Genomic DNA, 12714 nt, shown 5'->3' on the forward strand with positions numbered 1-12714 from the left:
CCGAGAGCTCAATGCGATGACCCCCGGCATGTAAGAGGCACTCGGACAAGCCCACGCCAAAGTGAACACAGACCAGGAAGTTGACGAGTTGCTTGCAGCTGCACCGCTGACGGTGCGGTCGGCGCGGCAGGCTCTGCGTCGAATCCGCACCTCGGGCGCTCCCGGACCACACCGAACCGGTCCGGACGGTACACGGCAGCGCCGATTTCGGTCAGGAGTGTCCGCATTCCTGCGTGGGGAACGCGCCAACTGGTCAGGCGTATAGATAGATACTCTTGCGTAGACGAGTCTCGTGGCTCCCCGAATACGAGGCAACCCGATCCTCAGGCACCGCTCCACCGTCTGGCGCCCCGACCGACCGGTGCGGCCGGTGTGGCCGTGCGGCCGGTGCGGGCATTAGCGTTGTGAGGACCTGCCCAACCTCTCCGGTTGTGGGTGTCGATACCGGCCGTGGCCGTCGGGCTGACGCTGCAACGCAGCCAGGCTTCTCCCCTTCCGCCGGGTCTACCACAAGCCGATGAAGGTCTCGGGCCTAAGTGCGCCGTATGAGGGTCGCGCTACATCGGAAGCAGCTAGGCATAGCCAACCCTGTAGTCCTACTTGCGCGCCGGTGGCGATCAACCTGCGCGCGTATCTCGGATAATGCACGCCGCTGCCGACCGTCGATGGTGAAGTTGTCCGGCGCCAGCCATTCCTGGAAGGCTTGTCGGAGCGTCGGCCAGTCCGCGTCAATGATTGAATACCAGGCCGTGCCACGGCTACGTCCTTTGTAAATCATGGCCTGACGGAAGATTCCTTCGAATCTGAACCCTAGCCGTTGGGCCGCATTACGCGAGGGGGCGTTGAGGCTATCGCACTTCCATTCGTACCGCCGGTACCCGAGGTCATCGAAAAGGTAGGCCATTATCCGGAATTGTGCTTCTGTGGAGATGGGAGTCCGCTTCAGGAGGGGCGAGAACATCACGTTGCCGACCTCGATGACACCGTTGTTCGGGTCCTGCCGCATCAAAGACAGTGTGCCTACCGCCTTGTCTGCATCACGGTCGATTACTGCGTAGTCCTGGCGGTCGGGGTACTGGGCGACCTCCCGGACATAGCGGCGGTAGTCGACGGCGTCGGTAAAGGGGTCGGCAGCCATGTAGGTCCAGTCGCGGTGGTCCGGCGCCACGCGGTAGGCCGCGTAAAGGTCGTCGGCGTGCTGTTCCGGGTCGAGTGGTTCGAGCCGGCAGTACGTGCCGTCGAGCGTGGTCGCGGCAGCGACGGGCGGTCCAATCGTGGACTGGTTCTCCGATGGGTTGGTTGTATTGATTTCGGTGCGCGGACATCGATTTCTCCTGGGTCTCTTCGTGACGGGTTGATTCGCTTCAACCGAGTGCTACGTGCGACTGTCGGGCTACCTGCTGCGCGCCGGCGGTCAGCAGTTGGGGTGTTGTACCGAGGTCGGCGAGCCGATCCCGGCGGTGGGTGCCGGAAAGCTCGCGTGCGTCGGCGGTCACTTGTTACTTACTGGCGGACTTCTGTGTCGCACTGGCTACCATGGCTAAACCATCTCGCATGGACTGGTGCGATGGCGGGACTCGTCAGGATTCGCTGGATCGATCTGGTCGACGGCGTGTTGTCATAGTGACGCACGCGATCGCACTATGAAACGTGAGTAGTAACATTTCGAGGAGTTCATTGATCTGTAGTGACGCGCCGCGTCCGGTCATCGGGTAGGCGATCTTCGGTGGAATTGATGCCCACACCCGGGTGTGGTGTCTTCTGCGTAGTGGAGCTGAGAATCTGAATCGTATGGTCAGTCAGACGATTTCGTAATGACTCACCAGTGTCGGGTGGGGTCTCACTCGAACTGAGGTTGACGTTTCGCCAAGAAGGCCGCGACGCCTTCGGCGTAGTCGTCGCTGGCGTACCCGTCCGCATAGAGCCCAATGACTGTGTCGTCTTCCCCGGTATTGTCGAGAATCTTGTCGATTATCACTTTGCTACTGCGCACGGTGTTCTGGGCGCGGCTGCTAATGGTAGTTGCGAGTCCTCTCACGCGGGCGTCGAGGTCGTCGGTGCCGACAATCTCGTTGAGCAGACCGATACGCTGTGCTTGGTCGGCTGAGAGATGGTCGCCGGTAAACAGCATCTGTTTGGCCCACGCAGGACCGACCAATCGTACAAGGGCTTTGGTGGAGCGATAGCTAACACGAGGCCTAGCTTGGCGGGCATGATCGCCATGATGGTTTCGGGTGTGCCGATTCGAATGTCGCGGCCGAAAAGTGATCGCCCCCGCGGATGATCGGAACCTTTACCTGCGGGTCAGCCTCAACTGCGGCAATCAACTGCGGAAATTGATCCCACATACGGCGCGGGTCCCGGACATCGTGCGCCACACCTGATCGTCGTGCGCATCTTTTCTGCTACGTCGGATTGACCGGCGAGCTCCTGCCTGAGCCCTTCGATCTGACGTCGACCTGGCAATCGAAGACAGGTGAATTCCGTGCCACTCGCCACTCATGGAGGACATGTTTTACACCTTGGTCCGGCTTGGCTCGGCAGACGTTCGTTGCGAATCGGCAGTTCACCGTTGGGTATCGCATCGACTCTCTTCAGCTCGCGGACATGCCCCGCGACCACGAGAAACTGAGCACGGTTTCCTCTCCTGGCTGGCCGCTATGAGGGTTTGCTCGAGCATTGAGCTCGGCGTCGGGCAGTCGGGGTGAATTCAGGTCTGCTGACGGGTGTCCAAGATTAGGATCGCGGTGTGTAGCGAGGTTCGCGATTCCGCGTCATAGAGGTCTACGCCGAGCATGCGTTCGATCGCTGACAGCTTCGTGTACAAAGTCGGCCGCGAGAGGTGCAGCCGTTTGGCGAGGTCAGATTTGTTGAGGTCGGACTCGAGAAACGCACGGAGAATGTCCAGCTCGTCACCGCCGTGTCGGGCGAGGTGGTCCAGGAGACCGCGCAGCTCGCTCTCGGCGAACGCTTGGACTCTCGGATCGGTGCGGATCAGTGCAAGCAGCCCGCGCAGTCGGATGTCCTTGGCACGATGGTATGGCATGCCGTCCTGGGGCAGAGACTGAGCAACATCGGCGATGTGCGCGGAGTCTGCGAGCCCGAGCGCAGAATCGAGCAGCCGGGACGATTCCGGACCGACGCCGATTGTGCACCGCAGAATGCCGTCGACTCGCCTCAGTGCGGATCGAATCTCACTGCACACCGCAACAATCGCGTCTTCCGCCGGGCCCGTCTGCGGACAGGCGAGGAGCAGATCGACCTGCCCGGTCCTACGGTTTGCCGTCAACGCCGATTGATGCGCCGAGCGCACACTGTGGCGCACCTGGTCGAGCATATGGAGTTGGCGGCGATGCGCTGTGCTCTCTTCCAGGGGCGCACTATCTGTCACGCGTACCGTGATCGGCACGTACTTCGACGCGGACCGCAGTCCCAGGGCGTGCGCGCGGGCGGCGGCGTCTGCCTCGTCATCGATGCGTCCGCGCGCCAGTTCGTCGACTAGTCCGCTTTGCGCTTGTTGCTCGAATGCTGAGCGGTCGTGTTCGACCATTCGGGTCAGCGCGAGTGCCTGAGCTGCGCGTTCGATTACCATCCGGGTACGCGCCGAGGTGTCGACCGGGATCGGTGCAACGAGGCGGCCCCACCCCTGCCGATCCGGACCGACGGGAGTGGTCATCCACGGTTCGGGACCGTCCACGGACGTGCGATTCGATATCGGCGTCAGGCGCGAACGTCGTTCCCAGTCTGCGAGTAGGTCCGCGAGACGCTGTCCTTGTGCGGAGAACGTGAGAACCTTCCGGTTGAGATCCTCGAGTACGAGCGAACCGCCGATCATCTCCGCCGCAGCTTCCACGATGTCGCTCAGAGGGGCACGTTTCATGCTGAGGTCCGTGAAGATCTCGTGGGCAGTGCGCGCGAAGGCAACTTCTTCGTATTGGTCGGCAACGATCGCCCGGTGTACTCGCTCGGTGACATCGACGAACCGAATGGTCCGGTGCAGCGCGATCACGGGCAGCTCGATCTCGTCGGCGGCCCGCGCAACTTCAGGCGGAATGGCGTCGATATACGTACCGAGTTCGACGATGACGCCTGCGGCCCCAGCTTCAGCCAGGTGTTCGAGGTACGACATACCCCTGGATTCGACTGCGAGCGCCGGCCCGGTCGTGAGGACCAGTTCATCGCCTTGCAGCATGTTGGACATGTCGTCGACCTCGGCGATGTGAACCCATCGCACTGTGCGATCTAGGTGTGCGCCTCCACCGATGACCTCAGGTTTCCCCTCTTGGATCACGGGGAGGGCCAGGATGTCCGCGATCGAGAGCTGCATTTACAGATTGTAAAACACTGACATCACACAGATACAACTTGATTTGGTCAGTAGGTGGTTTTCGGCCTCAAAGTAGAGAGCAGACCCGGTGAATGCCGCGCACTTCCTCCACGAAGGACAACGTCGATGATCTTCAGCCACGACACGACAGTGACGTAACAGATTCTTCCCCTCTGACGTCGCGGCCCGCGCCGCACACTGCGGCCCCGCCGTAGTGGCTGCAAACAGTCGATCTCATCCACGGTGGCGCCAAACATCGGCTTCCCCATGACACACAACTGAGCAGGGAAGGACTACATCACTCATGACGACAATTGTCCCGCAGGATCTCGACCTCCTACCGACCGGTCAGAGCCTGGAAGACGCCCGCGCCGAGGGTGAGCGCGCGTATGAACTCGACCGCGCGCACGTGTTTCACTCGTGGTCCGCTCAGAGTCAGATCGATCCGAGGCCGATCCTCGCCTCCGAGGGTTCATACGTATGGGACGGGACCGGCAACCGTCTGCTGGATTTCGCGTCCCAACTCGTCAACATCAACATCGGACACCAGCATCCGAAAGTCATTGCGGCCATTCAGGATCAGGCGGCGAAGCTGTGCACCATCGCTCCGCAGTACGCGAATGACGCTCGCTCCGAGGCTGCGCGGCTGATCGCCGAGCGGACCCCGGGTGACCTGAACAAGGTGTTCTTCACCAACGGCGGCGCCGACGCCAACGAGCACGCGATCCGGATGGCCCGCCACCACACGCGCCGGTACAAGGTGCTCTCCCGTTACCGCTCGTACCATGGCGGCACCGACACCGCGATCAACCTGACCGGAGACCCGCGGAGGTGGCCCAACGACTACGGCAACAGCGGAGTCGTGCACTTCCATGGGCCATTCCTGTACCGCTCGCAGTTCCACGCGGAGAACGAGCAGCAAGAAACCGAGCGTGCTCTGGCGCATCTCGACCAGCTGATCCGATTCGAGGGGCCGGACTCGTTCGCCGCGATCATTCTCGAGTCCGTTCCCGGCACTGCCGGCGTCATGGTGCCCACGCCGGGGTACCTGGCCGGCGTTCGGGAGATCTGCGACCGGTACGGGATCGTGTATATCGCCGACGAGGTGATGGCCGGATTCGGCCGCACCGGAAAGTGGTTCGCGGTCGAACATTTCAACGTCGTGCCCGACCTCATCACGTTCGCGAAGGGCGTCAACTCCGGATACGTCCCGCTTGGCGGTATTGCGATCAGCGAGAAGATCGCGGCGACCTTCGCCAACCGCCCGTTCCCCGGCGGGCTCACCTACTCCGGACACCCGCTCGCCACCGCGGCCGCCGTCGCGACGATCAACGTGATGGAAGACGAACGGATCGTCGAGAACGCTGCTCGCATCGGCAGCGAAATCCTCGGTCCGGGGCTGCGAGGACTTGCTGACCGGCACCCGTCGATCGGGGAAGTCCGCGGACTCGGTGTGCTATGGGCGATCGAGCTGGTCATCGACCGTGCCACGAAGGAACCGCTGGCCCCGTACGGCAGTTCCAGTCCGGCGATGAACGAAATTATCGCCGCCTGCAAGGCAGGAGGTTTGCTGCCGATGGCTAACTTCAACCGCATTCACGCGGTGCCGCCGTGCACCGTCACCGAGGCCGAGGTCCGCGAAGGTCTGGCGATTCTCGACTCGGTACTCGACATTGCCGATTCGCACGTCGGCTCCTGACAGATCCGAACTGACGCGCGGTCAACGGCGCCCGCGCGGGATGTTCCATTGTCGATCTCGACGACAAGTCACGGGCCGTCTTGCAAATATCGAACGGCCCACCAGTACAACTACCTCCCTGGGGACGCTTCCCTACTCCCGGGACGCTAGAGAGAAGGGCATAGATGAAAGCCATCGTTGTCAATGAAAATGGCGGATCGGAGAAGGTCACGCTTTCCGAGATCGACACTCCGGAACCCGGCGCCGGCCAGCTTCAGGTCGCCGTCGCAACCGCCGGCGTGAACTACCTCGACATCTACCAGCGACAGGGAGCCGCGCCGGCCCCCTTCGTCGGCGGTGTCGAGGGTGTCGGCCGCGTGACCAAGGTGGGATCGGGCGTCGACGCGAACTTGGTCGGCCGTCGCGTGGGGTGGCTCGGTGCGTCGGGCAGCTTCGCGGAGACCGTCGTGCTCGACGAGGCAAAGGCAGTCGCGATTCCCGACGACGTCACCAATGAGGACGCCGTCGCGCTGCTCATGCAGGGCATTACGGCCCACTACCTCGCCACCAGCGCGTTCGCCGTCGGCAAGGACTCCACTGTGCTGGTGCACGCCGCCGCGGGCGGGGTGGGACGGCTGCTGACCCAGATCGCCCATCATCTCGGTGCCGCCGTCATCGCAACAGCGTCGACGGAAGAGAAGCGGAACATCGCTCTCGAGGCCGGCGCGGACCATGCCATCGGCTACGACAGCTTCGCCGACGCGGTCCAGCAGATCACCGACGGCCATGGCGTCGATGTGGTGTACGACGGCATCGGCCGCGACACCGTCGAGGCGGGGCTGAAGAGCTTGGCCGTGCGTGGCACCCTCGTGGTGATCGGCGCTGCGAGTGGCCCGCCGCCGGCAATCGAATTCAGCGCCCTTGCTGTCAAGTCGCTGTCGGTAATCCGCCCGTCGGTGGCGCACTTCACCGCGCGTCCGGGCGAGCTGTCCTGGCGTGCCGACGAGGTATTCGGCTGGGCGCGAGATGGCGTGATCTCGACTGCCATCGCGGGCCGGTACTCCCTGAAGGACACCGCGAAGGCACAGCAGGACCTGACTTCCCGGTCGCTCGCCGGCAAGCTGCTCATCGAGGTCGCTCCCATCAGCGAAGGCTGACGCCCGGACGCTGGCCGGTCGCGTACCAGCCACAGCGCCACTCCGGCGCCTCTCCTGCCGACTCAACAGATGGGTCCGGTGAGGCCGGAAGGGAAGTACGTATCCATCACTGCGATGCGGCTCTCGGACCTGACACGGAGATCAGAGATAGTGGCACCGTCCGTCAGGGCATCCTACGCATATCCAGGATCGAATCCCACTGCTCCGGCTAGGAAACTCGCTGTCCCACAGCACTACAACATCTGAATCGGAGAAGCTACATGTTCTACCACGCGGAGACGCAGGCGGTATCCGACGCCGTGCCCGAGGGATTCGAAGTCGATCCCGACTACTCGGCACGCAACGTCGATTGGGGCATTCTTCGTGATCTCGCGAAGGGCGATCTCGAGCTCTCCGTACGCCCGGGCGCAACCGCCGATGATGCAGTTCGGATGGTGCTCTACACCGGTGACGGAGGAGTGTCACTGAGTCGTGTTCTGCAGATTCTTCGCGGAATGGATGTGGAAGTCGTCGACGAACGCACTACCGCCCTGGTCCGAGACGACGGATTGCGCTGCCTGGTGTATGACTTCGGGTTGCACGTCTCAGGTGCGCCGCGCGACGGTCTGACGACACTGTTCGGCGAGGAAGACTTCCGCACCCGTTTCCTCGATACGTTTCGTGCTGCGTGGACCTCTCGCGCCGATTCAGATCGATTCAATGCGCTCGTTGTCCACGCCGGTCTCGATTGGCGGCAAGCGACCGCGTTGCGCGCGTACGGAAAGTACCTCAAACAGGCCCGCTTCCCATACAGCCCGGAGCGTATCGCGAGCGTCCTGGTGGACAACCCGCGAACCACACGAGCACTCGTGTCCTTGTTCGAAGCACGCTTCGACCCGGCGTTACGCACCGCTGACTCGTCGCCCGTGCTCGACGATGCGGTCGACGCCGTCCTTGTCCGGATCAACCATGTCGTCAGCATGGACGCCGACCGGATCCTGCGCGCATATCTGACGCTCATCCGTGCGACCCAGCGAACCAACTTCTACATCGCGAAGTCCCCGTCGAGTGCCGGCCCGTGCCTGTCCCTGAAATTGCATCCGCGCGACATCGACGAACTGCCCCTCCCCCGACCAGAGATCGAGACTTTCGTCTACTCGCCGACCGTGGAGGGCGTCCACTTGCGATTTGGCTCAGTGGCTCGTGGAGGACTTCGCTGGTCAAGCCGAAGCGAAGACTACCGGACGGAAGTCTTGGGTCTGGTCAAGGCGCAGGCCGTCAAGAACGCGGTCATCGTACCGGTCGGCGCAAAGGGAGGCTTCGTCGTGAAGCAGCCATTCGCCACAAACGATGACCGCGTTGGAACCAATGAGATAACCCGGGAGGAGGGGATTTCCGGGTACCGCACCTTCATCTCCGGTCTTCTGGACATCACCGACAACCTCTCGCACGACCTGGGGACCGTTCATCATCCCGACAACGTCGTCTGCCACGACGACACGGACACCTACCTCGTCGTGGCCGCGGACAAGGGAACGGCCAGCTTCTCCGACATCGCCAATGAGGTCGCTGCTCAGTACGGCTTCTGGCTCGGAGACGCATTTGCTTCCGGCGGATCCGTCGGGTACGACCACAAGGCCATGGGCATCACGGCGCGAGGTGCCTGGGAAAGTGTTCGCCAGCACTTCGGTGAACTCGACCTCGATCCCGATTGCGATGAGTTCACCGTTGTCGGGATCGGAGACATGAGCGGGGATGTCTTCGGAAACGGCATGCTGCTCAGCGATCGGATCAAGCTGGTCGCTGCGTTCGACCATCGACATATCTTCATCGACCCGGATCCCGACCCCTCCATCTCCTTCGCTGAGCGGAAGCGCATGTTCTCGCTCACCCAATCTTCGTGGCAAGACTATGACACCTCGCTGATCAGCGAGGGCGGTGGCGTATGGGATCGCACCCGCAAGTCGATCCCACTGTCCCGGCAGGCCCGGCAGGCACTCGGGCTCGACTCCGAGCACTCACGGATGAGCCCACCTGAACTCATCCAGGCAATTCTGTGCGCGCCGGTCGATCTTCTGTGGAATGGCGGTATCGGCACCTACGTCAAAGCAAGCGACGAGGACACTCACTCGGTCGGCGACAAGGCGAACGATTCGTTGCGCGTCGACGGTCGGACACTTCGATGCCGGGTTGTCGTCGAAGGTGGAAACCTCGGCCTCACCGCGCAGGGACGGATCGAGTACGCCAAGTCCGGCGGCCGAATCAATACCGACGCCATCGACAACTCCGCCGGCGTCAGTTGCTCTGACCACGAGGTCAACCTCAAGATCCTGCTCAACTCGCTCAGAGGGGATCAGCAGCTCGTAGGTGCCAGGCGCGCCGAGTTCCTCGAGAGCATGTCGGCCGATATCGCACGGTTGGTTCTCAGCGAGAACGCGAGCCACAACGCCGTCCTCGGTGAGAGTCGGGCCCACGCTTCCGACCGCGCCCAGACGGACGGCCGCCTCATCTCGCACTTGCAAGCCACTCGTGGGCTCGACGTAGAACTCGAGGCCCTTCCGAACCACCGCGAGATCGCCACTCGGGTCGCACAAGGGAATGGGTTGACATCCCCGGAGCTCGGAACCTTGCTGGCTCATGTGAAGCTGGCTATCAAAGATGACGTCCTCAGCAGCGAGGTGCCCGACCTCGACATCTTCAGGGATACGTTGACCGGGTACTTTCCACACCAGGTCACCGAAGCCTTTCCGGACGCTGTCAACGACCACCCGCTGCGGCGGGAGATCATTGCAACCCAGACCGTCAACCGGATGGTCGACACCGGGGGTATCACGTTCGCATTCAGGCTCGGCGAGGAGACCGGTGCGAGTTCAGTCGACGTCGTGCGTGCACATGTGGCCGCAACCACGATCTTCGGCATGGACAAGCTCTGGGAGAGGATTCGCCAATCGGACATTCCCAAACCGCTTGGGTCGACCCTCGCCCTCGAGGCACGCCGACTACTCGACCGCGCCGCACGGTGGTTGCTCACCAACCGCCCCCAGCCGCTTGATATCACGGCAACCATCGACCACTTCCTCCTTCCGGTTGCTCAACTCTCCCCCAAAATTTCCGACCGCCTCAAGCGTGGGGAAGCCGAATTCGTGAAGACGAGTGTGGACCGCTGGGTCGAGCAAGGCACACCGGAGGACCTGGCGGTTGAGATCAGCGAGCTGCTGTATCGGTACTGCCTGCTGGATATCGTCGATGTCGCCTCTGCAGCGGGCAGCTATCTCGACCACGCCGCTGATCTGTATTTCGCTCTGTCAGATCGTCTGGAGATCGATCGCACGCTCGCCGCTGTGTCCTCACTGCCCCGCGATGACCGATGGAATGCGCTCGCGCGCATGGCTTTGCGAGACGATCTGTACCGGTCACTGAAGATGCTCACGCGTGACGTTCTCGGGAGTACATCCCCAGACTGGAGTCCCGAGGAGAGAGTCGAAGCATGGGAGCAGTCCAATGGCACGCAGGTCGGTCGAGGGCGTCGGACGCTTGCCGCCATCTTCGCGGACGGCGAGCTATCGGTCACACGATTGTCGGTCGCAGCTTTGCAGATCCGAAACATGATCACCACTGATATTCAGCTACCGGCGTTCGCGCGCAACGAAAACGCTGCACGCTGACTAGGCATTCCCCAATGAATGTGACGCTCGACGGTGTTGTTGTGCTGAGAGTTTCGACCACAGCCGCACCGTCGAGCGTCGCTGCATTTTCAGAGTCTTGCAGCTGTTCACATCAACTATTGACAACTTCGCTAGCTACGAATTCAATAGACTGCAAGTCGAATTCAGTGTTTTCGCACACATCGACGCCGTGATTCACCACACAGATCGACCCGCCACCCATCGCGTCAGGTCAGTCTGGTCATCGAGAGGCCCCCCAAATGTCCGGTGTAACCGATCCTCAGTTGCAACACACGCTGAAAAAGCGCCATCTGTCCATGATCGCCATCGCGGGAGTGATCGGAGCCGGCCTGTTCGTCGGGTCCGGTGCCGCGATCCAGGAGACCGGCCCCGGTGTCCTGGTGTCCTACGCTGCAGCCGGCCTCGTGGTCGTGTTGGTGATGCGCATGCTCGGTGAGATGGCAGCCGCCCACCCTGAGACCGGTTCGTTCTCCGCGTACGCGGACCGGGCGATCGGCCGCTGGGCGGGATTCACCGTCGGATGGCTGTACGCATGGTTTTGGATCATCGTCCTCGGTATCGAGGCAACCGCGGGCGCGGTGATCATGAACCGATGGATACCCGGCGTACCACAGTGGGGTTGGGCGCTGATCTTGATGGTTGTGCTGACCCTGACCAACATTGTCTCCGTGAAGTCCTTCGGCGAGTTCGAGTTCTGGTTCGCCTCGTTCAAGGTTGCGGCCATCGTCATCTTTCTCGTGGTCGGCGTGCTTGCGATCTGCGGTGCAATGCCCGGAGTCGACGCACCTGGCCTGACCAACCTCACAGGTCACGGCGGTTTTTTCCCCAACGGGGGTGGTGCGGTCTTCGCGACCATCCTTGTCGTGGTGTTCTCTTTCTTCGGCGCCGAGATCGCCACCATTGCGGCCGGTGAGTCCGCCAACCCGACCGCGGCAGTCAGTAGCGCGGTGAAGTCGGTGGTGTGGCGTATCCTCGTGTTCTACATCGGCTCGATTGCCATCGTCGTCACGCTCCTTCCGTGGGATGACGCTTCGGTCGCCCTGAGCCCATACGTCGCTGTCATCGACAACCTCGGTATTCCTGCCGCCGGCAACATCATGGACGTCATCGTCCTGACCTCGGTCCTGTCCTGCCTCAATTCCGGGCTCTACACCGCGAGTCGCATGCTCTTCTCGCTCTCACGACGCGGCGACGCACCGGCATCCCTGTCGTCGATCAGCGCTTCCGGTGTGCCGCGCCGAGCGGTCCTCATATCCACGATCGTCGGCTTCGTGACTGTGGGCCTGAACTACCTCTACCCTGACACCGTCTTCCTGTTCCTCGTGAACTCCTCGGGCGCTATCGTTCTCTTCGTCTGGCTGGTCATTTCGGTGTCCCAGCTGCGAATGCGCCGACGCCTCGAAGCAAGCGGCACGCGACTCGAGTTGAAGATGTGGCTGTTCCCCTACCTGACATGGCTGACAATCGTCGCGATCGTCGGACTGTGCATCGGAATGGTGGTCCTGCCTGGTACGCGAAGCCAGATGTTTCTCTCATTGGGACTCGCAGCGGGTGTGATCGCGGTCGGCGTCTACCTCAATCGCCACCGAAGCCCAGCCCACGGAGCGCCCGCCGATGACGAGTCATCCATCGCTCCGACCGAGACCGTTGGCATCATAGACCCGCGCTGACTCTCGGGAGCGCCCGCACGCCGCGTGTGATGATGGTCAGGGCGAGAGCGACTGGCACCCATGTCTCCCTCGCTGCGGTGACGACCCCCGTAATCCAACGCCTCCGCAGTTCCGGTCAGGTGTGTGAATTCCCATGAACTCTCGTCAGTATCGCCAGTTGCGCCAGAGACGCAGCGCCGCTTCGATCTCAGCCAATCGCAAACGCATCCATCCGGAC

At 62.2% G+C, this 12714-nt stretch carries 7 protein-coding genes; 4 read left to right on the forward strand and 3 right to left on the reverse strand.

The window, feature by feature from the left end; all coding sequences use genetic code 11:
- Window positions 1-532: 532 nt before the first annotated feature.
- The 3 genes from BLV94_RS04535 to BLV94_RS04545 form a co-directional block, all read right to left on the reverse strand.
- Window positions 533-1168: a GNAT family N-acetyltransferase gene (locus tag BLV94_RS04535; protein WP_072948170.1), complete on the reverse strand. Its 636-nt coding sequence runs from the start codon at window positions 1166-1168 to the stop codon at window positions 533-535.
- A 672-nt stretch (window positions 1169-1840) separates the two neighbouring features.
- Window positions 1841-2269 carry an enoyl-CoA hydratase/isomerase family protein gene (locus BLV94_RS04540; RefSeq protein WP_255315032.1) on the reverse strand — a complete coding sequence of 143 codons (429 nt, stop codon included), beginning with the start codon at window positions 2267-2269 and terminating at the stop codon, window positions 1841-1843.
- 441 nt (window positions 2270-2710) lie between these two features.
- Window positions 2711-4327, reverse strand: coding sequence for a PucR family transcriptional regulator (locus BLV94_RS04545; RefSeq protein WP_072948165.1), 1617 nt, complete (start codon window positions 4325-4327; stop codon window positions 2711-2713).
- 304 nt (window positions 4328-4631) lie between these two features.
- Here BLV94_RS04545 and BLV94_RS04550 point away from each other — a divergent pair, with 304 nt between their 5' ends.
- The 4 genes from BLV94_RS04550 to BLV94_RS04565 all read left to right on the forward strand — a co-directional run bounded on the left by BLV94_RS04550 (window position 4632) and on the right by BLV94_RS04565 (window position 12497).
- A complete protein-coding gene (locus BLV94_RS04550) occupies window positions 4632-6026 on the forward strand; it encodes an aspartate aminotransferase family protein (RefSeq protein WP_072948162.1) in 1395 nt (464 codons plus the stop codon).
- A 164-nt stretch (window positions 6027-6190) separates the two neighbouring features.
- Window positions 6191-7162: a quinone oxidoreductase family protein gene (locus BLV94_RS04555; RefSeq protein ID WP_072948159.1), complete on the forward strand. Its 972-nt coding sequence runs from the start codon at window positions 6191-6193 to the stop codon at window positions 7160-7162.
- A 260-nt stretch (window positions 7163-7422) separates the two neighbouring features.
- On the forward strand, window positions 7423-10806 hold the full coding sequence (locus BLV94_RS04560; protein ID WP_072948157.1) for an NAD-glutamate dehydrogenase domain-containing protein: 3384 nt from the start codon (window positions 7423-7425) through the stop codon (window positions 10804-10806).
- Between the two features lie 260 nt (window positions 10807-11066).
- Window positions 11067-12497, forward strand: a complete 1431-nt coding sequence (locus BLV94_RS04565; RefSeq protein WP_072948154.1) for an amino acid permease — start codon at window positions 11067-11069, stop codon at window positions 12495-12497.
- Window positions 12498-12714 lie beyond the last annotated feature (217 nt).

It is taken from the genome of Rhodococcus koreensis (assembly GCF_900105905.1).
Lineage (GTDB): Bacteria > Actinomycetota > Actinomycetes > Mycobacteriales > Mycobacteriaceae > Rhodococcus_F > Rhodococcus_F koreensis.

Excerpts from the sequence above, each read along its gene's own strand:
- BLV94_RS04565 (WP_072948154.1), top strand. The coding sequence starts at position 11,067 with ATGTCCGGTGTAACCGATCCTCAGTTGCAACACACGCTGAAAAAGCGC.
- BLV94_RS04555 (WP_072948159.1), top strand. The coding sequence starts at position 6,191 with ATGAAAGCCATCGTTGTCAATGAAAATGGCGGATCGGAGAAGGTCACG.
- BLV94_RS04560 (WP_072948157.1), top strand. The coding sequence starts at position 7,423 with ATGTTCTACCACGCGGAGACGCAGGCGGTATCCGACGCCGTGCCCGAG.
- BLV94_RS04545 (WP_072948165.1), bottom strand. The coding sequence starts at position 4,327 with ATGCAGCTCTCGATCGCGGACATCCTGGCCCTCCCCGTGATCCAAGAG.
- BLV94_RS04550 (WP_072948162.1), top strand. The coding sequence starts at position 4,632 with ATGACGACAATTGTCCCGCAGGATCTCGACCTCCTACCGACCGGTCAG.